At 69.8% G+C, this 22482-nt stretch carries 23 protein-coding genes and 3 tRNA genes; 9 read left to right on the plus strand and 17 right to left on the minus strand.

Going from position 1 to position 22482, the window contains the following annotated elements:
* Positions 1-31 precede the first annotated feature (31 nt).
* Positions 32-547 carry a 50S ribosomal protein L10 gene (rplJ, locus tag RJQ01_RS12215; protein ID WP_350476998.1) on the minus strand — a complete coding sequence of 172 codons (516 nt, stop codon included), beginning with the start codon at positions 545-547 and terminating at the stop codon, positions 32-34.
* A gap of 385 nt (positions 548-932) precedes the next feature.
* Between rplJ and RJQ01_RS12220 the strand changes: the two genes are divergently transcribed.
* The gene (locus tag RJQ01_RS12220) at positions 933-2369 is read left to right on the plus strand and encodes an NADP-dependent isocitrate dehydrogenase (protein WP_350476999.1); all 1437 of its coding nucleotides are present in this window, start codon (positions 933-935) and stop codon (positions 2367-2369) included.
* Here the strand turns inward: RJQ01_RS12220 and RJQ01_RS12225 are convergent.
* From RJQ01_RS12225 to RJQ01_RS12235, 3 genes are all read right to left on the minus strand, one after another.
* Positions 2366-3211, minus strand: coding sequence for an NAD-dependent epimerase/dehydratase family protein (locus RJQ01_RS12225; protein ID WP_350477000.1), 846 nt, complete (start codon positions 3209-3211; stop codon positions 2366-2368). The genes RJQ01_RS12220 and RJQ01_RS12225 overlap by 4 nt on opposite strands.
* 61 nt (positions 3212-3272) lie before the next feature.
* A complete protein-coding gene (locus RJQ01_RS12230) occupies positions 3273-4700 on the minus strand; it encodes a sensor histidine kinase (protein WP_350477001.1) in 1428 nt (475 codons plus the stop codon).
* Between the two features lie 46 nt (positions 4701-4746).
* Positions 4747-5487: a response regulator transcription factor gene (locus RJQ01_RS12235; protein ID WP_350477002.1), complete on the minus strand. Its 741-nt coding sequence runs from the start codon at positions 5485-5487 to the stop codon at positions 4747-4749.
* A gap of 596 nt (positions 5488-6083) precedes the next feature.
* Between RJQ01_RS12235 and RJQ01_RS12240 the strand changes: the two genes are divergently transcribed.
* Entirely contained in the window at positions 6084-7052 is a 969-nt protein-coding gene (locus RJQ01_RS12240) for an NADP-dependent oxidoreductase (protein ID WP_502885269.1), read from the plus strand.
* Between the two features lie 22 nt (positions 7053-7074).
* On the opposite strand, the gene RJQ01_RS12245 is transcribed toward RJQ01_RS12240, so the two are convergent.
* From RJQ01_RS12245 to RJQ01_RS12270, 6 genes are all read right to left on the minus strand, one after another.
* On the minus strand, positions 7075-7605 hold the full coding sequence (locus tag RJQ01_RS12245; protein WP_350477003.1) for a GNAT family N-acetyltransferase: 531 nt from the start codon (positions 7603-7605) through the stop codon (positions 7075-7077).
* 86 nt (positions 7606-7691) lie between these two features.
* Positions 7692-8381, minus strand: a complete 690-nt coding sequence (gene rplA / locus RJQ01_RS12250) for a 50S ribosomal protein L1 (protein ID WP_350477004.1) — start codon at positions 8379-8381, stop codon at positions 7692-7694.
* A 177-nt stretch (positions 8382-8558) separates the two neighbouring features.
* Positions 8559-8990, minus strand: coding sequence for a 50S ribosomal protein L11 (gene rplK, locus RJQ01_RS12255; RefSeq protein ID WP_350477005.1), 432 nt, complete (start codon positions 8988-8990; stop codon positions 8559-8561).
* A 120-nt stretch (positions 8991-9110) separates the two neighbouring features.
* Positions 9111-10073, minus strand: a complete 963-nt coding sequence (gene nusG / locus RJQ01_RS12260) for a transcription termination/antitermination protein NusG (RefSeq protein ID WP_350477006.1) — start codon at positions 10071-10073, stop codon at positions 9111-9113.
* An 80-nt stretch (positions 10074-10153) separates the two neighbouring features.
* On the minus strand, positions 10154-10441 hold the full coding sequence (gene secE, locus RJQ01_RS12265) for a preprotein translocase subunit SecE (RefSeq protein WP_502885270.1): 288 nt from the start codon (positions 10439-10441) through the stop codon (positions 10154-10156).
* Between the two features lie 113 nt (positions 10442-10554).
* Positions 10555-10627 (minus strand) — tRNA-Trp (locus RJQ01_RS12270).
* A 162-nt stretch (positions 10628-10789) separates the two neighbouring features.
* Between RJQ01_RS12270 and RJQ01_RS12275 the strand changes: the two genes are divergently transcribed.
* The gene (locus RJQ01_RS12275) at positions 10790-11995 is read left to right on the plus strand and encodes a pyridoxal phosphate-dependent aminotransferase (protein ID WP_350477007.1); all 1206 of its coding nucleotides are present in this window, start codon (positions 10790-10792) and stop codon (positions 11993-11995) included.
* A gap of 65 nt (positions 11996-12060) precedes the next feature.
* Here RJQ01_RS12275 and RJQ01_RS12280 read toward each other — a convergent pair whose 3' ends face one another.
* The gene (locus RJQ01_RS12280) at positions 12061-12396 is read right to left on the minus strand and encodes a histone-like nucleoid-structuring protein Lsr2 (RefSeq protein ID WP_350477008.1); all 336 of its coding nucleotides are present in this window, start codon (positions 12394-12396) and stop codon (positions 12061-12063) included.
* Between the two features lie 167 nt (positions 12397-12563).
* On the opposite strand from RJQ01_RS12280, the gene RJQ01_RS12285 reads away from it, so the two are divergent.
* The 4 genes from RJQ01_RS12285 to RJQ01_RS12300 are packed head-to-tail and all read left to right on the plus strand — an operon-like array spanning position 12564 to position 16119.
* Positions 12564-13463, plus strand: a complete 900-nt coding sequence (locus RJQ01_RS12285; RefSeq protein WP_350477009.1) for an ABC transporter ATP-binding protein — start codon at positions 12564-12566, stop codon at positions 13461-13463.
* Complete coding sequence (locus RJQ01_RS12290; RefSeq protein ID WP_350477010.1) at positions 13460-14341, plus strand: ABC transporter permease; 882 nt, start codon at positions 13460-13462, stop codon at positions 14339-14341. Before RJQ01_RS12285 ends, RJQ01_RS12290 begins: the two co-directional genes overlap by 4 nt.
* 18 nt (positions 14342-14359) lie before the next feature.
* Positions 14360-15505 (plus strand): sensor histidine kinase, encoded by a 1146-nt coding sequence (locus RJQ01_RS12295; RefSeq protein WP_350477011.1) that lies wholly within the window; start codon positions 14360-14362, stop codon positions 15503-15505.
* Positions 15502-16119, plus strand: coding sequence for a response regulator (locus tag RJQ01_RS12300; RefSeq protein ID WP_350477012.1), 618 nt, complete (start codon positions 15502-15504; stop codon positions 16117-16119). Before RJQ01_RS12295 ends, RJQ01_RS12300 begins: the two co-directional genes overlap by 4 nt.
* Positions 16120-16289: 170 nt before the next feature.
* Here RJQ01_RS12300 and RJQ01_RS12305 read toward each other — a convergent pair whose 3' ends face one another.
* The 4 genes from RJQ01_RS12305 to RJQ01_RS12320 form a co-directional block, all read right to left on the minus strand.
* On the minus strand, positions 16290-17387 hold the full coding sequence (locus RJQ01_RS12305) for a UDP-N-acetylmuramate dehydrogenase (protein WP_350477013.1): 1098 nt from the start codon (positions 17385-17387) through the stop codon (positions 16290-16292).
* A 10-nt stretch (positions 17388-17397) separates the two neighbouring features.
* Positions 17398-17835: a MaoC/PaaZ C-terminal domain-containing protein gene (locus RJQ01_RS12310; RefSeq protein WP_350477014.1), complete on the minus strand. Its 438-nt coding sequence runs from the start codon at positions 17833-17835 to the stop codon at positions 17398-17400.
* On the minus strand, positions 17832-18281 hold the full coding sequence (locus RJQ01_RS12315) for an FAS1-like dehydratase domain-containing protein (protein ID WP_350477015.1): 450 nt from the start codon (positions 18279-18281) through the stop codon (positions 17832-17834). Before RJQ01_RS12315 ends, RJQ01_RS12310 begins: the two co-directional genes overlap by 4 nt.
* 78 nt (positions 18282-18359) lie before the next feature.
* A complete protein-coding gene (locus tag RJQ01_RS12320) occupies positions 18360-19274 on the minus strand; it encodes an aminoglycoside phosphotransferase family protein (protein WP_350477016.1) in 915 nt (304 codons plus the stop codon).
* Positions 19275-19674: 400 nt separating this feature from the next.
* Here RJQ01_RS12320 and RJQ01_RS12325 point away from each other — a divergent pair, with 400 nt between their 5' ends.
* Entirely contained in the window at positions 19675-20253 is a 579-nt protein-coding gene (locus tag RJQ01_RS12325) for a hypothetical protein (RefSeq protein ID WP_350477017.1), read from the plus strand.
* A 186-nt stretch (positions 20254-20439) separates the two neighbouring features.
* Here RJQ01_RS12325 and RJQ01_RS12330 read toward each other — a convergent pair.
* Both RJQ01_RS12330 and RJQ01_RS12335 read right to left on the minus strand, forming a co-directional pair.
* Positions 20440-20516, minus strand: a tRNA-Met gene (locus tag RJQ01_RS12330).
* A 35-nt stretch (positions 20517-20551) separates the two neighbouring features.
* Positions 20552-20623: transfer RNA gene (locus tag RJQ01_RS12335), tRNA-Thr, on the minus strand.
* Between the two features lie 138 nt (positions 20624-20761).
* On the opposite strand from RJQ01_RS12335, the gene RJQ01_RS12340 reads away from it, so the two are divergent.
* Entirely contained in the window at positions 20762-22474 is a 1713-nt protein-coding gene (locus RJQ01_RS12340; protein WP_350477018.1) for a glycoside hydrolase family 13 protein, read from the plus strand.
* Positions 22475-22482: the final 8 nt, after the last annotated feature.

The following is a 22482-nucleotide window of genomic DNA, read 5'->3' on the forward strand; positions in this document are numbered from 1 at the left end:
TGCTACTGGTCTGATCTACCGCGGGCTGGAGTCAGCTCGCGGACTCCTGCTTCTGCCGCAGCGCGTCCACTGCCCGTGCGGCCTGGGCCAGCGGAGCGTTGAACATGTACGCGGCACCGAACAGCGAGGCCTTGACGGCACCGGCCAGCTTGGCCAGCACCACCTCACGGCTCTCGAGATCGGCGAGCTTGGTCACCTCTGCGGCGGTGAGCGGGTTACCGTCGAAGTACCCGCCCTTCACCACGAGGAGGGGGTTCGCCTTGGCGAAGTCGCGCATGGCCTTCGCCACGTTCACGGTGTCACCGTGCACGAAGGCGATGGCAGAAGGGCCCTCGAGCAGGGCATCGAACGAGTCGATGCCGGCGCTCTTGGCCGCAATCTTGGTCAGCGTGTTCTTCACCACGGCATAGGTCGCGTCCTCGCGGATGGCCGTACGCAGCTGCTTGAGCTGGGCCACCGAGAGACCGCGGTACTCGGTCAGCAGTACGGCGTTCGAGCTGCGGAACAGGTCCGTCAGCTCGGCGACCGTTGCTTCCTTGTTCGCCATGGTGCTCCTCTAGATTGGGATTCCTGTGGTTAGCCGAGACCACGGCCGAGCGGTGATGCTCGGAGCACGCATGAGAAAAGGCCCGGCGCAAGCGCACGAGCCTTGGTCGGCCATCCACTCTTCAGGGGGCGGATGGTCGGGGACAGTTCATACACCTGCGCGGGTCGTCGCTCCTCCCGAGGGAGTCTGCGAGCCTTCGATGCACGCTCCTGCAGGCAGGAGCGCCCATGACCTGCGGTCTGTGGCTGAGTCAATGGTAACGCATCCCCATGGCGTCCGTTGTCACTCTCGGAGCACCTCCCCGCGGAACGCAAAAGACGAACTGCTTGACATGAATTGGCGTGCATGTATACGGTCTCCTCAACGGACTGCGAGAGGATTCCCCATGTCAACCCAGGTGACTGTGATTCCCGGTGACGGCGTAGGCCCAGAGTGCGTTGCCGCGGCTCGGCGCATCATCGACGCGACCGAGGCGAAGATCGACTGGGACGAGCAGGAGGCCGGCGAGACCGTGTTTCGTCGGGGCGTCGCCTCGGGAGTGCCGAAGGACACGATCGACTCCATCACGCGCACGCGCGTCGTCCTCAAGGGGCCGCTGGGCACACCCGTGGGCTTCGGGGAGAAGTCGGCGAACGTCACGCTGCGCAAACTGTTCGAGACCTACGCCAACATCCGCCCCGTGCGAGAGCTGCCGGGAGTCTCCACGCGCTACTCGGGTTCCGGAGTCGACCTGGTGGTTGTTCGCGAGAACGTCGAAGACCTCTACGCGGGCATCGAGCACATGCAGACCCCCGGGGTCGCTCAGTGCCTCAAGCTCATCTCGCGCAAGGGATCAGAGAAGATCGCCCGCACGGCGTTCGAGTTCGCACGCAGCGAGGGTCGGAAGTCGGTGACCTGCGCCACGAAGTCGAACATCATGAAGCTCACGGAGGGCGAGTTGAAGCGCACCTTCGAGAAGGTCGCCCTGGAGTACCCGGACATTGAGTCGCGTCACGTGATCATCGACAACGCAGCGCATCAACTCGTCAAGCGTCCCGAGCAGTTCGATGTGATCGTCACGACCAACATGAACGGCGACATTCTGAGCGATCTGACCTCGGCGCTCGTGGGCGGCCTCGGCTTCGCGCCCTCGGCGAACCTCGGGTCGGGGGTCGCGATCTTCGAAGCCGTGCACGGATCAGCCCCCAAGTATGCCGGTCGCGACGTCATCAACCCGACCGCGGTCATCCTGTCCTCGGTCATGATGCTCAAGCACCTGCAGTTCTTCGACGAAGCCGAGTCCATCGAGAACGCACTCTTCGCCACCCTGCAGAAGGGCGTGCTGACCGGCGATGTCGTCGGGTACGACCGCGGTACGTCGACGAGCGACTTCGCTTCGGCGATCATCGACAATCTCGGCGAGAGCGTCGACGGATACACCATTCGTCGGGGACGCCCGCTGGCCATGCCCGCTCCGAAGCCGAACCCGGTCACCGTGGTGCCTGAGACGCGCCGCGTCGTCGGTGTCGACGTGTTCGTCGAGTCTGGGCTCATGCCCGACGCTCTGGGGCCACAGTTGGAAGCACGGGTCTCTGACTTCTCGCTGCGTCTGAAGATGATCTCGAACCGCGGCACGAAGGTGTACCCCGACGGCAACACCAACATCGACGTCGTCGACCACTACCGCTGCCGGTTCGTGCAGCGCGACGACGGCGACGTCAGCCGATCACTGGTCCGTGAGCTGCTCGAGCGGATCGAAGGCTCCGTCGACTGGGTGCACCTGGAGCTGCTGCAGGAGTTCGACGGCGACGCCGCGTACACGAAGGCTCAGGGCGAAGACTAGCTCTCGTCGAGCCACGAATGGCTCGGCGAGTAGCCGAGATCCCGGCGTGCGGCGTCGATGGAGAGCAGGGTCTCTCGGCCACGCACCTCGCGGCTGAACGGCACCGCGGGAAACTCGGCGGCCATCAGCTCGGCGCTGTCGCGTCGCATGACGGTATCGGCCGCGGCGATGATGTAGGTCGAGTATCCGGGGCGTGGTGTGACGAGCGCGCGCTCGACAGCGTGGGCGCCATCGCGGCGATCGATGTAGCCCCAGAGGTTCCAACGGCGCACGGCCGGATCGTCCTGCCAGGTCTCGAACTCGGCGTAGTCCTCGGGCGCCATGACGTTGCTGAACCGCAGACCCGTCATGGCGAGCTGCGGCTGCACGCGGCAGATTGCGCGACCGAACTCCTCCTCGAGGTGCTTGCCGACGGCGTACATGAAGTTGGGCCGCACCGCTTGGCTCTCGTCGATCGGCGCCAGGGGCGGCGGCTCCTCGAGCGGCAAGCCCAGCAGCGTTTCGCTCGAGGCGTGCACGATGCTCCGGATTCCGGCGCGTCGCGCCGCCTGCACGACGCCGATCGTCATCGAGACGTTCTGCTGGATGAGCGCCGTATCGGGTCGGATGCCCGGGGCGGGCGTCGCCGCCAGATGCACGAGCGCGTCGACGCCGTCGTGGCGCTCCTCGACCCCGGCGAGGGCATCCGCGATCTGACCGTAGTCGGCGAGATCGACCTGCACGAATCCCGGGCCGCGGTCGCCGACGACGTCCATGCCGATCACGGTGTGGTCGCGCTGCCGCAGGTGCTCGACCACCGCGACGCCGAGCTTGCCGCTGGAACCCGTCACGGCGATGATCACGATGGTCCTCCTCTGAAGGCCGTCGGTCTCGGCCCTCCCCGAGGCTACCGACCTTCGGCGGCTACTCGGCGCGCAGGAGAGGCAGCCGCACGGTGAAGACCGTGCGGCCGGGGCGCGACTCCACCGACACTCTGCCGTTGTGCGCCCCGACGACCGCCGCGACGATCGCGAGCCCCAGACCCGTGCTGCCCGTCGCCCGCGAGCGCGAGGTGTCGGCTCGGGCGAATCGCTCGAACAGCACGGGCTGCACCTCCGCCGGAATCCCGGGGCCGTCGTCGGCGACCCGCACGATCGCTTCGCCGTCGACAGCCGCGACCGACGCGGCCACAGACGTGCCGTCGGGTGTGTGGACGCGCGCGTTGGCGAGAAGGTTCGCCACCACCTGGTGCAGGCGGCCCTGGTCGCCGATGACGACGACTGGCTCGTCGGGTACGTCGACGCTCCAGTTATGGTCGCCACTCGTGGCGCGTGCGTCGGCGAGGGCATCCGCGATGACACGGCCGAGGTCGACGGGGTCGGCTCGCAGCGCGCGGCCCTCGTCGAGACGAGCGAGCAGCAGCAGATCGTCGACGAGGCCCGTCATGCGCACCGACTCCGACTCGATGCGGTCGAGGGCGTGGCGCACATCGGGCGGCACCTCGTGGCCGCCTCGACGTGTCAGCTCGCTGTACCCGCGGATCGCGGCGAGCGGGGTGCGCAGTTCGTGGCTCGCATCGGCGACGAACTGCCGCACCTTGCCCTCGCTGGCCTCGCGAGCCAGCAGCGCCGACTGCACGTGGTCGAGCATGCGCGTGAAGGCCGCACCCAGTTGACCCACCTCGGTGCGCGGGTCGGTGTCGATCGCCTCGAGCCGGTCAGACAGGGCCACGGCGCCGCGGTCCAGCGGCAGCTCGGTCACCCTCGTGGCGGTCTCGCGGATGCGCGTGAGCGGCCGCAGGGCGACGCGGGCCACGCTGCGGCCGAGTGCCGCGGCGATGAGGAGGGTGCCGACGAGAACGGCCGTGATCGTTGCACCGAGTCGGGCGGTCGTCACCGTCACCTCGCGCGTGGAGAGCCCGACCACGACCGTCGAGTTTTGGCCGACGGGGACACCCAGCACGCGGTACTCGCCGAGCCTTCCCGGGAACCGGATGGTGCGCGGCTGCTCGACGGACGCACCCGCGAGGACGCGCTGCTGCAGCGCCGACAGCTCGCGCACCTCGGCGTCGAGGTCGAGGTAGGCGGCGGTCACGCGACCCTGCGGCGACACGATCGCGATGAGCGAGCCTAAGGGCAGGCCGGGGCCGAGCAGGCTGCGACCCGGCTCATCCGAGCCCGCTTCGAGAGTGGCTGCGACGCGCTGCGTCGTTGAGCGCAGCTCGTCGTCGAGCTGACCGACGAGGGAGCTGCGCAGGGCGAAGGTGCTCACGACACCGATGCCGAGCGTGGCGACCGCGAGCAGGGCCAGGATGCCCGCCACGAGCCTCTGCTGCAGGGACCAGCCGCGCATCCTCAGTGCACCGCCCCGACGTCGCCGGGCGTTGCGGCGCCGGCACTCACGCGACCGGCTTGATGAGGTAGCCCACGCCGCGCACGGTGTGGATCATCGCGGGGCCGAGAGTGTCGATTTTCTTGCGGAGGTAGGAGATGTAGATCTCGACGATGCTCGAGCGGCCGCCGAAGTCGTAGCTCCACACTCGATCGAGGATCTGCGCCTTGCTGAGAACGCGTCGAGGATTGCGCATGAGGTAGCGCAGCAGCTCGAACTCGGTGGCGGTGAGCTCGATCTCGGTGTCGCCCCGGCGCACCTCGTAGCTCTCCTCGTTGAGGACGAGGTCGCCGACGCGGATCTCCGGGTCGGCGCGCTCGCTTACCACGAGCGCACTGCGGCGGATGAGACCGCGCAGACGCGCAACGAGCTCCTCGAGACTGAACGGCTTGGTGACGTAGTCATCCCCTCCCGCGGTCAGACCCACGACGCGATCGTCGACGGCGTCCTTCGCGGTGAGGAACAGCACCGGAACGTTGCTGCCGTCTGCCCGCAGTCGGCGCAGCACCTCCAGACCGTCGAGATCGGGCAACATGATGTCGAGCACGACGATGTCGGGGCGGAACTCCCTGCCGTGGGCCAGCGCCTCCTGCCCGGTGAGGGCGGTGCGCACCTCCCAGCCCTCGTACCGCAGCGCCATCGAGACGAGGTCGGCCAGGGATGGCTCGTCGTCCACGACGAGAGCCCGCACCGGTGAGCCATCGGGGTGGGTGAGGCGGGGTGACTCGGCCTGATCGTCGTAGGGCATGGTTCCAGTAGCACCCACAAACCTATGAGCTTCCTCTGAGCCAGCCCTGCGCATTCCCGTGCTCGGCGGCGCCGAGTCAGAGTTAACGCCGAGCACGACGCGAGCCCCGGCCGTCTTGGGGGAGGGACTGCCGGGGCTCGTCGCGTGGCGCACTGTCGCGCCGCTCTCGGGGAGCGGCGTCAGGCGCGGTGCGCCCCGCGCGACTTGCGACCCGTGCCAGCGATGCCGGCCATTAGGGCGACGAAGCCCACGAGGGCGGAGATCATGAGGAGGGGGAGGGTGATCATGGCGTTCCTCTCGGGTTGAGTCGGGCGAGACATCGGGGGGCCGCGAGCTTCGGGTGCTCGTGTCCTCCCTGTGGGGGACTGGGGGTGTCCCCCGCTCACTACGAGTGTGCGCGAAACGAACATCGCACGCAGTCCCCCCTCCGGGGGTGATTCGGTCCCCAAAAAGGGGGACTCGGCCGCTCACTTTCTGTACCCCGTTCGCAGGGCGGCCCCGCAACGTCGGGAGAGTTTGCCCCTGCGTGACACTCTGGAAACATCCGCGACCCGAAAGCGCGGTTGACTGATCCTCGTTGCGGGAGGGGACCGACGATGACGACGATGACAGCCATGGTGGCGCAGGAGTGGGGCGGCCCGGAAGTGCTCTCCCCCGCCGAGGTGACGATGCCGGTGCGGGCGAACGCCGAAGTGCTCGTGAAGGTCATGGCCGCGGGCGTCAACCCGATCGATGCCAAGACCCGCGCCGGCCGCGGTGTCGCGAGCGCCGTGCGGTCGTTCCCCGTCATCCTGGGCTACGACGTCGCCGGTGTCGTCGTCGAGTCACCCTATGAGGCGCACCCGCTTGCCGTGGGGCGCGAGGTGTACGGAATGTCGATGGTGCCACGCTTCGACGGCACCTACGCGGAGTACGCGGTGCTGCCGGAGGCCTCGCTGTGCCCGAAGCCCGCTTCCCTGAGCTTCACCGAGGCGGCGGGAGTGCCCGTGGCCGCCCTCACCGCGTGGGGCATGGTCGTCGACGTCGCGCGCGCGCACGAGGGGCAGCGGATGCTCATCCACGCCGGCGCGGGCGGCGTCGGGCATTTCGCCGTGCAGCTCGCCACGTACTTCGGAGCCCACGTCACCACGACCGGCTCCGCCCGCAACCAGGGGTGGCTGCGCGAGCTGGGCGCATCCCAGGTCATCGACTACACCTCGGCGCGCTTCGAGGACCACGTGCACGATGCTGACGTCGTCATCGACCTCATCGGCAACGCGCACGACGACACGGGCACGCGGGCACTCAGCGTTCTGCGACCCGGCGGGCTTCTCGTGAACGCGCCCACCGGCAGCTGGCCGACCATGCTGGCGGACGCGCGCGAGGCGGGCGTGCGGGCGACCGGCTACAAGGTCTCGCCGAGCGGGGCGACGCTCGCCGTGCTCTCACGCCTGTTCGAATCAGGCGACCTCCGCGTGAACCTTGAGCACGTGCTGCCGCTGCGTGAGGCCGCCGAAGCCCATCGGCTGCTCGAACAGGGTCACACGCGCGGCAAGATCGTGCTCGAGGTCTCCGCCGAGCAGTAGGCGCGGTGCGCGACGCCGCAGGTCAGAGCGGCCGCTCGCGCACCCAGTCGTCCTCCCAGGTGTCCCCCACGAGGAACCTCTTGCTGCCGACCGTCTCGAACCCGCTCTTGGCGTAGAACCGGTTCGCGCGTGCGTTGTGCTGGTTGACGCCGAGCCAGACGCTCACGGCCTTTCGACGCGAGGCCGCCTCCACTGCGGCGGCGACGAGTGCCGAGGCAACCCCGCCGCCGTGGTGCGACGGATGCACGTAGAGCTTGCTCAGCTCGGCGGTCGGCCGTGCGCGCACCGCCTGCGCGACATCGGGGTCGGCCGGCTCGCCATGCACGAGCATGGCGTAGCCGACGAGCGCCCCGGCGTCCTCGGCGACGGTGATGTCGCGCCGCGCATCTCTCAGGTAGCGCCCGAACGCCTCGACGCTGAGGTGCTCGGCGATGAACGCCGCCTTCGAGGCCTCCGTCGTCGACGGCGGGCAGGCGAGCGGGAAGGTGAGGGCGGCGAGCTCGTGCAAGGCCGCGACCTCCGCCGCGATCGCGGGCCGGATGCGCGCAGTCATCCTCCCATTCTGCCGCCCGGTCGGGGCGCAGACGACGATGGCCCCGCCGGAGCGGGGCCATCGTGGCACTGCGGCGCGGTGCGCGCCTAGAAGACGTTGACGTCGAGCGGGATGCCCGGGCCGAAGGTCGTCGAGACGGTCGCCTTCTGCACGTAGCGGCCCTTCGAGCTCGACGGCTTGAGGCGCACGACCTCGTCGAGCGCTGCGTGGATGTTCTCCGACAGCTGCTCCTGCGTGAAGCCGGTCTTGCCGACGATGAAGTGCACGTTCGCGTGCTTGTCGACGCGGAACTCGATCTTGCCGCCCTTGATGTCGGTCACGGCCTTCGCCGGGTCGGGCGTCACGGTGCCGGTCTTCGGGTTGGGCATGAGGCCGCGCGGGCCCAGCACCTTGCCGAGGCGACCGACCTGGCCCATGAGCTCGGGGGTCGAGACGGCCGAGTCGAACGCGGTGTAGCCGCCGGCGACCTTCTCGATGAGCTCGGCGCCGCCGACCTCGTCGGCGCCGGCCGCGATCGCGGCCTCGGCCGCGGGGCCGGTCGCGAACACGATGACGCGGGCGGTCTTGCCCGTGCCGTGCGGCAGGTTGACGGTGCCGCGCACCATCTGGTCGGCCTTGCGGGGGTCGACGCCGAGCTTGAGCGCCACCTCGACGGTCGAATCCATCTTCTTGGAGCCCGTCTCGCGGGCGACGGCGACGGCCTCGTCGGGGGTGTAGAACTTGCCCGGCTCGATCTTCTCGGCCGCGGCCCGGTAGGCCTTGGACTTCTGTGCCATGTTGTGTCTCCTAGTAATGAGTTCGCGGTTGGCGAGCCTGGCTGGCTCTCCCGCTGGGATGTGGTGTTGTTCGGCGCCCACCGCCATCGCGTGACGACCTGCTGTCACGACGCGGCATCGCGCGAACGCCTTTCGGCGTTCGCCTCAGCGAATGACGCATGGGCGTCGCGCTCGACTCTACGAGTCGACCGTGATGCCCATGCTCCGCGCGGTGCCGGCGATGATCTTCTCCGCCGCGTCGAGGTCGTTGGCGTTGAGGTCGGACTGCTTCTGCTCGGCGATCGCGCGAACCTGCTCGCGCGTGATCGAGGCGACCTTGACGGTGTGCGGGGTTCCCGAGCCCTTCTGCACGCCAGCGGCCTTCTTGATGAGCTCCGCGGCCGGCGGGGTCTTGAGGATGAACGTGAACGAGCGGTCCTCGTACACGGTGATCTCGACCGGGATGACGTTGCCGCGCTGCGACTCGGTGGCCGCGTTGTAGGCCTTGCAGAACTCCATGATGTTGACGCCGTGCTGACCCAGCGCCGGCCCGATGGGCGGGGCGGGGTTGGCGGCGCCAGCCTGGATCTGCAGCTTGATCAGACCCGAGACCTTCTTCTTCGGTGCCATATCTTCTTCCTTCGTGTCGTGCGCCATCCGGTGCGGATGTCGCGCTCCCGCCTGCGCGCCCTGTGCGCGCCGCGGTCAACTGATGAGTCTAGAGCGTGCAGCTCGGCTCGGGGTACGCGGTCAGAGCTTCGTGACCTGGTCGAACGACAGCTCGACCGGGGTCTCGCGCTCGAAGAGCGAGACGAGCACCGTGAGCTTGCCGCTCTCGGGCTTGATCTCGTTGATCGTGCCGGGGAGGCCCGCGAACGAGCCCTCCTTGATCGTGATGGTCTCGCCGACCTCGAAATCGATCTCGGCAGGGATGACGCGGGCTGCGAGCCCGCCACCCTTCGCGCCGCCCGTCTTGGCGGGCGCCTCGACGACCTGCACGGTCGACTTGAGCATCTGGAACGCCTCGTCGAAGCGCAGCGGCGTGGGGTTGTGGGCGTTGCCGACGAATCCGGTCACGCCCGGCGTGTGCCGCACGACCGACCAGCTGTCCTCATTGAGATCCATGCGCACGAGCACGTAGCTGGGGATGCGGACGCGGTTGACGAGCTTGCGCTGCCCGTTCTTGATCTCGACGACGTCCTCCATGGGAACCTGCACCTCGTAGATGCTCTCCTCCATGTTCATGGAGATCTTGCGGTTCTCGATGTTCTGCTTGACGCGCTTCTCGAAGCCGGCGTAGGAGTGCACGACATACCACTTGCCCGGCTTCATGCGCAGCTCGAGCTTGAACTCCTCGTAGGGGTCGACCTCGGGCTCCTCGGCGTCGGCCGAGGCGGCGTCCTCCTCGGGTTCGTCCGACTCGTCGTGGGTCGCCTCGGCGGCAGCGTCGGCCTCCTGCGCGGAGTCGATGTCGAGCGCATCCTCGACGACGGCGTCGGCCTCCGGGTCGGCGGCCAGGTCGAGAGCATCGAGCAGGCCCTCCAGGTCGGGCTCGCGCTCGTCGTCGTCGACGACGTGCATCGCGTTGTGCTCGGCCGGGTCGGAGGCGTGCTGCTGAGAGTCGAGCACGTTGCCCTCCTGCGCCTCGTCCTCTTCGGACGACTGCTCGGCGGCGGTCGCGAGATCGATGTCGCGCGGCAATTTCTCAGACACTGCTTCTTCTTTCCTTGTGCTGTCGAACGTGCACTGCTGTCGAACGTGCACGGTTGTCGAACATGCTCGGTGAGGCGGACTCAGCCGCCGGCGCCCAGGTTTCCTGTACCGAACAGGAAGTTCACGACAGACCCGAACACGATGTCGAGGCCCGACACGATCGCCATCATGATGATCACGAAGACGAGCACGACGAGCGTGTAGGTGATGAGCTCGCGACGCGTCGGCGTGACGACCTTGCTCAGCTCGTTGAGCACCTGGCGGATGAACAGCGCGAAACGACCGAACGGTCCGCGCTTCTCAGCGCGCTCCCGCTTCGCCTTGGCGACGACATCCTCGCCGCCGGGCTCGTCGATCACATTGCTCACGTGATGCTCTACCTTCGTCGTTCGGGTACTGAACTGGTGGGGTGGTGCTCACCGCCGCACCCGGCGCATCGCGTGTCACATCGTGAACGGATGCGCCGAGCAGGGCGACTGTGCAGGGCGGACAGGACTCGAACCTGCAACCTGCGGTTTTGGAGACCGCTGCTCTACCAATTGAGCCACCGCCCTCTGCGGTACGGCGCTGACTCGCGGGCATGCCAAAGCATGGCGGAGATCAACCACCGTTCCCCAGTGTAGGCGACGCGGGCGGGGTCTCCAACCTGACGGGATGCGCGGCGCGAGAGCCGGGCATCCCGCAGCCGCTCTGCGCTACGTCGCTAGACTGCGGGCGTGACCAGCGACTCTCGACGCATCGCCCACCGCATCGCCGCCATCAGCGAATCGGCCACCCTCAAGGTGGACGCCAAGGCCAAAGCGCTCAAGGCGGCGGGTCGGCCCGTCATCAGCTTCGCCGCGGGGGAGCCCGACTTCGCGACGCCCGACCACATCGTCGAGGCCGCCGTCGAGGCGGCGCGCGATCCGAAGAACCACCGCTACACGCCCGCTGCTGGCCTGCCCGAGCTGCGCGAGGCGATCGCCGCGAAGACCCTGCGCGACTCGGGCCTCGAGGTGCCGGCGAGCCGGGTCATCGTCACGAACGGCGGCAAGCAGGCCGTGTACCAGGCCTTCCAGACGATCGTCGACGACGGCGACGAGGTGCTGCTGCCCGCGCCGTACTGGACGACCTACCCGGAGGTCGTCGCGCTCGCCGGCGGCACGCCCGTGGAGGTATTCGCCGGCAGCGACCAGGAGTACCTGGTCACGGTCGAGCAGCTCGAGGCGGCGCGCACGCCCCGCACGAAAGTGCTGCTCTTCGTGAGCCCCTCCAACCCGACCGGCTCGGTGTACAGCCCCGAGCAGACGCGCGCGATCGGCGAGTGGGCGCTCGCCCACGGCATCTGGGTGATCACCGACGAGATCTACCAGGCGCTCACGTACGACGGCGCACGCGCGGTGTCGATCGTCGAGGCGGTTCCCGAGCTGGCCGAGCAGTGCATCCTCGTCAACGGCGTCGCGAAGACCTACGCGATGACGGGCTGGCGCGTCGGCTGGATGGTCGGCCCGTCAGACGTCATCGCCGCCGCCTCGAATCTGCAGTCGCACCTGTCGAGCAACGTCGCGAACGTTCCGCAGCGCGCGGCCCTCGCGGCGCTCACCGGCCCGCAGGATGCGGTGGCCACCATGCGCGAGGCCTTCGACCGCCGGCGCCGCCTGGCCGTCGCCGAGCTGAATGCGATCGACGGGATGCTCACGCCCACGCCGACCGGAGCCTTCTACGTCTACCCCGACGTGACCGGGCTGCTCGGCCGCGAGTGGCACGGCGTGACGCCGACGACCTCGCTCGAGCTCGCCGAGCTGATCCTCGAGAAGGCGGAGGTCGCGGCGGTGCCCGGCGAGGCGTTCGGCCCGAGCGGCTACCTGCGCTTCAGCTACGCGCTCGGCGACGTCGAGTTGCTCGAGGGCATCCAGCGCCTGCAGCGCTTCTTCGCCGCGTAGTCGCGCCTCGGCTCCTGCACGCGTGCTCTCAGTTGTGCAGCCGAGTGGGGCCCGCCGTCGCCGCGTCAGCGCTGCGCGGCGGCGTACGCCTCGCGAATCTCGGCGGGGATGCGCCCGCGGTCGCCCACCGTGTAGCCGTTGCGCTGCGCCCACTCGCGCACCGCGGCCGTGTCGCTCGAGCCGCTCGAGCGCCTGCGCGGGGCACCGCCGGCGCGGCGGCCCGTCGAGCGCGCGTTGGCGATGAACGGTGCGAGGGCATCCCGCAGCGCCCGCTGGTTGTCGTCGGCAAGGTCGATCTCGTAGCTCGTGCCGTCAAGCGCAAAAGCGACGGTGCCGCCCCCTCCTGGCTGGATTACCGTGCCGTCGATATCGTCGACGAGTTCGGTGGTAATGCGCTTCATGGAAATCCCCTCGATAAGCGGTGATGCGGTGCGCATGGTGCGCGAGCCGCAATGCGGGAAATTATCCCACGAGTAGGCATTATCGCTGCCGCATCCACCGATCGGTGGACGCAGAGTTAGGTCGAATGGCCGTTGTCGGCGTGCAGGCGCTCGGCGAGAGTGGGGGCATGACAACACAGGAGAACGTCGTCGAGGTGCGCGCATTGCGCAAGAATTACGGCTCATTCGCCGCCGTCGACGGAATCGATTTCGATATTCACCGGGGCGAGACATTCGCACTGCTGGGCCCGAATGGTGCAGGAAAATCCACCACGATCGAGATTCTCGAGGGCTATCGCGACCGCACGAGCGGCGAGGCCCGCGTGCTCGGCATCGACCCGGGGCGCGGCGGCCTCGAGTGGAAGGCGCGGCTCGGCATCGTGCTGCAGTCCTCCGGTGAGAGCGGCAACGTGACCGTGGCCGAGCAGCTGCGCCACTTCGCCGCCCTCTACCCGAACCCGCGCGACGTCGACGAGGTGATCGCTTCGGTCGGCCTCGAGCAGAAGGCGGGCACGCTCATCCGCAAGCTCTCGGGTGGGCAGCGCCGCCGCGTCGATGTGGCCGTCGGCATCGTCGGGCGACCCGAGCTGCTGTTCCTCGACGAGCCGACGACGGGCTTCGATCCCGAAGCGCGACGCAGCTTCTGGAACCTCATCCGCACCCTCCAGTCGGAGGGCACGACCATCCTGCTCACGACGCACTACCTCGACGAGGCAGCGCAGCTGGGCGACCGTGCCGGCGTCATCGCGGGCGGCCGCATGGTCGACCTCGCTCCGATCAACGAACTGGGCGGTGCGGATGCTCGCACCCCGATCGTGCGCTGGCGCGAGGCGGGCGAGCAGCGTGAGCAGCGCACCGACGCCCCCGGCTCTCTCGTCGCGGCCCTCCTCGACCGGATCGGGCCGGAGCCCGAGGCGCTCGAGGTGATCCGCCCGAGCCTGGAGGACGTCTACCTGGACCTCATCGGCCACGACACGGCCACCCCTGACGCAGCATCCGAGTCGACAGAGACGGAGGTCGCACGATGAGCGCGACAACCAGCAGCACCCCCACCCCCGCACGAACCCGCTCCGCCTCGCACGCCGTCGGCGCGAGCCTGGTGCGCGCGATCCGTCTCGGCGGTCTGCGCATCGGCTACGAGGTGCGCGCGTACTTCCGTCAGGGCGACACGGTGTTCTTCACCTTCCTCTTCCCCGTCGTCATGCTCACGATCTTCAGCGTCTCGTTCAGCCAGGCGAGCTTCGGGCAGACCGCCGACGGCGACGACGTGAGCGCCGCGTGGTTCTACCTGCCGGCGATGCTCGCCGCGGGCCTGCTGCTCAGCGGCGTGCAGAACCTCGCGATCGACATCGCGCTCGAGAAGAGCGACGGCACCCTGAAGCGGCTCGCCGGCTCGCCCCTCCCTGTCGTGAGCTACTTCATCGGCAAGCTCGGGCAGTCGTTCGTGACGGGGCTCGCGCAGGCGGCGGTGCTGCTCGCGCTCGGCTTCACGGTGTTCGGGGTGCCCCTGCCCGAGGAGGCCGAGAACTGGCTCGTCTTCGCCTGGGTGTTCGTGCTGGGTGTCGTCACCTCGGCGATTCTCGGTATCGCGCTGTCGAGCCTGCCGCGCAGCGGCAAGAGCGCCACCGCGGTCGTCATCCCCATCACCCTCGTGCTGCAGTTCATCTCGGGCGTGTACCTGCGCTTCAGCGACCTGCCCGACTGGTTGCAGAACTTCGCGAGCGTGTTCCCGCTCAAGTGGATGGCGCAGGGCATGCGCAGCGTGTTCCTGCCGGAGGAGCTCGTCGTTCTCGAGCCGAACGAATCGTGGGATCTGCCCGGGGTCGCCCTCGCGCTCGGTCTGTGGCTCGTCGTCGGTCTCGTCCTCGCCCGGGTCACCTTCCGCTGGATCCGCAAGGACAGCTGAGTGGCTAGGCTCGGCCGCATGACGGCCAGGCGTTGGTGGTGGGTCGCCGTGCTCGGCATGGCGGCCCTCACCGGCGTTCTCTCACTCCTCAACCTGCAGACGCCGTGGCGTCTCGCCTTCGCCCTCAGCGCGATCGTGCTGCTCGTGGGGGCCTGGGCGCTGCTGGGCGACAGACGGGTCGAGACGGAGACGCCGTCGTGGACTCTCATCCTCCTCATCGCCGCAGCGGCCGGTCTCGGCACCGCGGGGTTCGCAACCCTCGCGATCCTCCAGGCGATCGCGTACCCGGTGTGCTGGGTCTTCGCCCCGCGAACACGGGACGCTGTCGTCGGCAACGTGATCATCGCCGTCGCGGTCGGCGCGGGGTTCCTCACGAGCATCGGCGGTGAGCTGGAGGACATCATCCAGATCCTCGTCACCCAGTCGCTCGCGCTGGGCTTCAGCCTCGCGATGGGTTTCTGGATCACCCACATGGTCGCCCTGGGCGAGGAGCGGGGCCGGCTGCTCGAGGAGCTGCGGGGGGCGCAGGAGCAAATCGCCGCGCTGCACCGCGACGCCGGTGCGGCGGCCGAGCGCGAGCACCTCGCGCGCGAGCTGCACGACACGATCGCGCAAGACCTCACAGGTCTGGTGATGCTCGCGCAACGGGCGCGGCGCGAGCACGGCTCGGAGGAGAGTCTGGCCCTGGTGGAGGAGAGTGCGCGCGGCGTGCTCGCCGAGACTCGAGCGCTGGTCGCCGCCGGCGCACGCGTCGACTCGGGCGAGGTGCCGCTCGATCTGCTGAGCGCTCTGCACCGCATCGCGGAGCGCTTCCAGCGCGAGACGGGGGTGACGGTCACGGTGCAGGGGCCGCAGAAGCTCGTGCTGCCCCGTGACCTTGAGGTGGTCGTGCTGCGGTGCGCGCAGGAGGCGCTCGCGAATGCGCGCAAGCACGCGCGGGCATCCCGCATCGGGGTGACGCTCGTCGTCGGCGACGGTACCGTGCGTGTGCGGATCGTCGACGACGGCATCGGCTTCGACCCGGACGACGTGCCCGCCGGGTTCGGACTGCCCGGCATGCGTGACCGTCTGGCGCTCGTGGACGGCGCCCTCACGGTCGAGAGCGCGCCGGGCGCGGGCACGACACTCACCGCCGAGGTGCGGGTGCAGGAGCTCGCCCTGTGATCCGCGTGCTCGTCGCCGATGACCACGCGGTCGTGCGTGCCGGCATCGTCTCGCTCCTCGAGGCCGAGGACGGCATCGAGGTGGTCGGGGAGGCGGTCGACGGTGAGGATGCCGTGGGTCGCGCTCTCGAGCTCCGCCCCGATCTCGTCGTCATGGACGTGCGGATGCCAGGGCTCACGGGCGACCAGGCGACGGCGCGCATCCGCGAGAAGGCGCCTGAGGTGCGCGTGCTCGTGCTCACGACCTACGAGTCGGATGCGAGCATCCTCGCCGCGATCGAGGCGGGGGCGAGCGGCTATCTGCTCAAGGCGGCCCCGGCGGAGGAGCTCGTCGCGGGTGTGCGCTCGGTCGCGGCCGGGGAGGTGGCGCTCTCGCCGTCGATCGCCGCGCAGCTCGTGACGCGCATGCGCGAGCCGGCGCCCGCGGCGCTCACGCCGCGCGAGACGGAGGTGCTGGGGCTCGTCGCCGAGGGGCTCAGCAACCGGCAGATCGGCGAGCGCCTCTTCCTCGGCGAGGCGACCGTGAAGACGCACCTGCTGCGCACCTTCGAGAAGCTCGGGGTGAGCGACCGTACGCGCGCCGTGACCCTCGCGATGGAGCGCGGACTCCTGTAGCCGACAGCGCAGCGGCCACAGCGTGATCGCCGCGCGGCGTCTCCACAATTCAGGAGTTTCTGCAGCCGGTGCCTGGTGACATGCCGACGGCGCCCCCGTGCGGGCCATTCGGCGGCCCTCACTCCTGAATTGTGGAGGTCACAGCCTCGCGTGGGTGGGGTGGGCGGGGCCTACAGCTCGACGCCGACGAAGACCGGCTCGGGGTGCAGCACGACCCCGAACTCGCTCATGACGCGCGTCTGGATGTACCGGGCGAGCTCGGCCAGCTCTGCCGCGGTCGCTCCGCCGGTGTTGACGAGCGCGAGCGTGTGCTTGCGCGAGACGGCGGCGCGGGAGGCACCGAGGCAGAACCCGCGGCGGATGCCCGAGTGCTCGATGAGCCAGGCGGCGCTGAGCTTCACGGTTCCCTCGACGGCGGGCGGCGGCGGGGCGGGCTCGGCACCGAGCGGCACCGCCCGCGCGGGCGCCTCGGTCTGCTGGGCCCAGCGCGGGGCCGCGGCTGGCAGGGTGCGCGCGAAGGCCTCGCTCACGATGGGGTTGGTGAAGAACGATCCGGCGCTCACCGAGTCGGGGTCGTCGGGGTCGAGCACCATGCCTTTGGAGGCGCGCAACGAGAGCACGGCGGCGCGCACGCCCTTCAGCGGCGCGCTGTCGCCGATCTCGACCCCGAGGGCGTCGGCGAGCTGGGCGTAGCGCACGGGTCGGCTGCGGGCATCCTCGTCTCCCAGAGCGAGGTCGATGCTCAGCACGACCGCGCGGCGCCCCTGCTTGATGGTGCTCGTGCGGTAGCCGAGCTCGAGCAGCGGCGCCGGCCAGGTGGCGCGCTCGCCCGAGTCGAGGTCGAGCACCTCGACGGCGATGAGGCTCTCGGCGAGCTCCTGACCGTAGGCGCCGATGTTCTGGATGGGGGCGGCTCCGCACGACCCGGGGATGCCCGACAGGGCCTCCACGCCCGACCACCCCTGGCGCACGGTGTGGTCGACGAGCGCCTCCCACGGCTCCCCGGCCTGCACCCGCAGGCGGATTGGGCGGCGTGAGCCCGCGGCATCCGGCAGTCGCTCGATGCCGCGCGTGGCGACCCGCACGACGACGCCCTCGACACCGTCGTCGCCGACGAGGACGTTGGAGCCGCCGCCGAGCACGAGCCACGGCTCGCCCACACGGTCGGCCTCGAGCACCGTCTGCATGATCTCGTCGGTCTCGGTGGCGTCGACGAAGCGCTCGGCTTCGCCGCCGATGCGCAGGGTCGTGAGCTCGCTCAGCCTCATGGCAGCCGGGTCAGTGCGCGCTGATGCGCACCTGCGCCTTGCCGAGCACGGTCTGGCCCTCGTAGACGGCGGCGAGGTCGAGGCGGGCGCCCGCGTCGTCGATCGCCCCCACGGTGGTGGTGATGGTCACCTCGGCGCCCGCCTGCGGGTCGACGACGACGGGGCGCGTGAAGCGCACCTGGTAGTCGCTCACCCAGCCGCGGCCGTCGAGCCAGTCGACGACGGGCTGCACGGCGACGCCCATCGTGAGCATGCCGTGCGCGAGCACGCCGGGCAGGCCCACCGAGGCGGCGACGTCGTCGCGGTAGTGGATGGGGTTGAAGTCGCCGCTCGCTCCCGCGTAGCGCACGAGCGTGTCGCGGCTGAGGGCGAAGGTCTGCTCGGCGACGACCTGGCCTACCTCGAGGCCCAGGGACTCCGCGATCGACGGGCTCTCAGCAAGGCTCACGAGTCGTCCCCTCTCACGACGAGGGTCGAGACGCTCGTGACGACGTGCTCGCCGTCGGCGTCGACCATGGTGCTCTCGCTCGCGACCATGCTGTTGCCGCCGAGCGTCTTGATGCTCGTGACCCGCAGCGTGGCGGTGAGCTCGTCGCCCGCGACGATGGGGCGCGTGTAGCTGAAGCGCTGGTCGCCGTGCACGACGCGGCTGAAGTCGATGCCCGCGTCGGGCTCGGCGAGCAGCTGCTGCAGGGTCGCCTCGGCGATAACGATGGGAAAGGTCGGCGGGGCGACGACGTCCGCGTAGCCGGCGGCCTGCGCCGCGGCCGGGTCGTGGTGCAGCGGCGAGGTCGCGAGCACCGCGCGAGCGAACTCGCGAACCTTCTCGCGACCGACGAGGTACGGGGCCGTCGGCGCGAACGCGCGCTCGGTGAGGTCTGGGTTCACGGGCACCCGACCAGTGTAAGCGGCGGGCCGCGCCGGGCGAGCTGTGCTGGGTCGGCCGTGCTGGGCCGGCCGTGCTGGGCGGGCTCAGAAGAGTGCGGTACCGAGGAGCCTGTCGAGGATGCTCCGCCCGAGCATCCTCTCGGCCGCGTGGCCGCGCCGCTCCCCGCGCACGAGCAGCTCGAGCCCGCGCACGGCCGCGACGGCGCCGAGCACGATCTCGTCGCGCTCGCTCGGCACGCGCCCGTATCCGTGCAGGAAGGCCGCGCGCAGGGCGGGCGCGTCGCGCCACGCCCCGTACTCGAGCCACAGCAGGTCGGCCGCCCACGGTTCGAACTCGAAGGCGGCGAAGTCGACGAAGCGCACGCGCCCGCCCGGGTCGACGACCCAGTGCCGCGGGTGCAGCTGGCGGTGCGCAGGCACGTGGTCGAGCGCGCCCAGGTCGAGGGCGGCGGCGACGTGCTGCCGGGCAGCGTGCCGCTCCTGCGCGCCGCGCTCACCCCACAAATCGTCGGCGAGGGTGCTCCAGCGCTCGAAGTCGGCGGCGATGATGGGCCCGAAGCGGTCGTGGCGCACGGGCGGCGCGGAGTCGTGCAGGCGCCGCAGCAGCTCGCCGGCGCGAGCGTGCACGGCCTCGTCGTGCGCGAGCGCGCAGCCCGCGGCCTGCTCGCCGAGCACGTGCGAGACGACCACGAGGCGCAGGGCCGGGTCGCTGAGAACGAGGCGCGGCGCGTCGCCGCTGAGCGCCGGGGTGTGGTGCTGCAGGGCCGTGTCTTCGCGGCGGTGCGGTAGAGCATCCCGATGCCATTTGACGACCGCGCGCTCCTCGCCGCGAGTGACGACCTGCAGCACCCGCGAGGCTCTGTGGGCGCCGTCGTGCTCGGCGACGACGTCGACGGGGCCGAGGGTGCGGTGCACCCGGTCGAGCACTTCGGCGTCGGAGGCGAGGCGCGTCGAGGGGCGCCCCAGTTCGGGCGTCAGCGCATCGACGGTGATGCTCACGACCGGCCTCCCGTGATCCTCGCTCGTGCCTCGGCGGCGGCGGCCGCCGGATGGCACGAAACCCCGGTCACCTCGTGGTGGACCGGGGCCTCGGCAGAACTGTGATTCAGCTCGTGGGTGCGATGCCTACTGGCAGCTGTCGCACTGCAGCATGTCCATAGGGTCGACGGGAACGTCGTAGCCGCCCACGGTGTCGTTGTCGTTGTCCATTGCGGACCTCCTCGGTGATGTGAATTCTCCGCCCCCGGCGGCTAGGGCTCTCACTATATACAGGGAATGACACGGTTGTCATTCCCCTAGATGTTGTGTTTTCGGCGTGTCGCGCATCCCGTGATCCCCGGGCGCCGCCCAGTGGGCTCCCCCTACTCTGAGAGCATCGCCATCGTCACGTGAGGTCGCCATGCCGCTCCCCGACTCCGCCCCGCGCTCGCCGCGTGATGCCGAGCGCCCGCACGTGCCGTCGAGCCCCGTCGAGGAGGGCGTGCTCGTCGCCCGGTCGGCCCTGCGGCTCGCCATCAAGAACCGCATCATCCTGCTCACGCTGCGCGACGAGACGCCGTGGAGCGACCTGACCATGATCGAGCTCGCTCGGCGCGAGATCGAGACGCTCCGAGAAGAGCTCACCCAGACCGCCGAGCGGCTCGAGGCGGCCAGCGCCACCCCCCGCCGACTGTTCGGGCTCTCCCGCCGCGCCGCCGCCAACAGGCGGCAGGACGCTGAGCATCAGCGCACCCGCGCCCGCATCCTGCGCGGCGTCGTCGACCGACTGCGCGAGATCGAGGACGACCCCGCGCAGACGCACGCGCTGCTCGCCGTCGCCCGCGAGGAGACCCTCGCCGAACTCACGCAGGCCAGACTCATCCCCCGCGGCGCCGAACAGAGCGAGGAGGAGCGGCGCGCAAGCATCGATGCCGTCAAGGAGGACCTGCGCGAGATGCTCGCGCTGCAGCAGCTGCGCGACCTGCCGGAGGGGTATTGAGTAGGCGAGAACTCCCACCACCTATTGCCGCGAGGACGGGACTCGATCCCTACCGTGCCGCCGCCACGTCGCTGCGCGGCGCCGCGGACTGCGCGGTGGGGGCCCTGTCCTCATCGACAGCACGGTGGCTCTTGCCGACGCCCCGGTATAAGGAGGAAAGCCCCGCCAGTGGCGGGGCCTTCTTCTTGGTAGCGAGGGCGGGACTCGAACCCGCGACACCACGATTATGAGCCGTGTGCTCTAACCACCTGAGCTACCCCGCCGGGCAGGCCTCCCGCATTGTGTGCAAGAGCGCCAGGGCCCCGAGTCAGGATTGAACTGACGACCCCTTCCTTACCATGGAAGTGCTCTACCACTGAGCTATCGGGGCGCGACCGTGCAGCCCGTAGGGCGAAACGGCACCGCAACAGATTAGCACCATGATTCCGGCCGATCTGCACCCCGGCCGACCCGGAAACGAGGATGGAACCGTTTCCACATCGCGCACGTTGGCCGTATCGTGGTCGTCATGTCTCACGAGAACACCGCGACCTCCACCCTGCCCACCGGGCACCCCCGCGAGCTGGCTTCTGCTCCGGGCTCCGAGTGGTGGCGCTCCGCCGTCATCTACCAGATCTACCCGCGGTCGTTCGCCGACGCCTCGGGCGACGGCATCGGCGACCTCGCCGGCATCACCCAGCGACTCGAATCGCTCGCGAACCTCGGCGTCGACGCCGTCTGGCTCTCGCCCTTCTTCCGCTCGCCGCAGAAGGACGCCGGCTACGACGTTTCCGACTACTGCAACGTCGACCCCATCTTCGGCACCCTCGACGACTTCGACGCACTGCGCGACCGCGCCCACGAGCTGGGCCTGCGCGTCATCGTCGACCTTGTGCCCAACCACTGCTCGAGCGAGCACGAGTGGTTTCAGGAGGCGATGGCCGCCGGCCCCGGCTCGCCCGAGCGCGACCGCTTCATCTTCCGCCCCGGGACGGGTGAGAGCGGCGAGCTGCCGCCCAACAACTGGCACTCTATGTTCGGCGGCCCCGCCTGGACGCGCACGACCAACGCCGACGGCACGCCCGGCGACTGGTATCTGCACCTGTTCGACAGCACGCAGCCCGACTTCGACTGGACGAACCCGTGGGTGTGGGAGCAGTTCCGGCAGATTCTGCGCTTCTGGCTCGACCGCGGCGTCGACGGCTTCCGCGTCGACGTTGCCCACGGGCTGATGAAGGCCGAGGGCCTGCCCGACATCGACGAGGTCGACGAGGCCGACAGCGAGCTCGCCGAGGGCCTCATGGGCTCCCTCGAGGTGCCCTACTGGGGTCAGGAGACCGTGCACGCCGTCTACCGCGACTGGCACGCCGTGCTCGCCGAGTACGAGGGCGACCGCGTGCTGTGCGCCGAGGCCTGGGTCGAACCCCTCGCGAAGGCGGCCCTGTGGGTGCGCCCCGACGAGATGCACCAGGCCTTCAACTTCTCGTACCTGGCCACCCCGTGGCTGGCGCCGCGTCTGCGCGACGTCATCACCGAGTCGCTCGAAGCGTTCACGGGCGTGGGCGCGCCGAGCACGTGGGTGCTCTCCAACCATGACGTGGTGCGCCACGCAAGCCGGCTCGGCCTGGCTCCGTACTCTGCGGGCCCCGTCTCCGGCATCGGCCCGTCCTCACCGGAGAAGCCGGATGCCGCTCTCGGGCTGCACCGGGCGCGCGCGGCCACGGCCCTCATGCTGGCACTGCCGGGCAGCGCCTACCTCTACCAGGGCGAAGAGCTCGGCCTGCCGGAGGTCATCGAGCTCGACGACGACTACCGTCAGGATCCGTCGTTCCACCGCACCGCCGGCGAGGTCTACGGGCGCGACGGCTGCCGTGTTCCGATTCCGTGGGAGCCGGATGCTCCTGCCTTCGGCTTCAACACGACCGGGGAGAGCTGGTTGCCGCAGCCCGAGACGTTCGCGCAGTTCGCCCACTCGGCCCAGGCCGGGGTGGAGGGCTCGACGCTCGAGCTCTACCGCCGTGCGCTCGCGCTGCGCGCCGAGTACGGCTTCGGGCTGGGCGCTCTGACCTGGCTCGAGGGCTACGGCGACGACGTGATCGCGTTCCGCAACGGCGACGTCACCGTCATCGCGAACCTTGGCGACGCCCCGGTCGAGGTGCCCGCCGGCGAGGTCGTCCTGGCGAGCGATCCGCTGGATGCGGGAAGCATCCCGCGCGACACGACGGTGTGGGTCACCGCCTGAGGCCACCG

Origin of the sequence: Microcella sp., assembly GCF_040286215.1 — a bacterium.
Classification (GTDB): domain Bacteria; phylum Actinomycetota; class Actinomycetes; order Actinomycetales; family Microbacteriaceae; genus Microcella.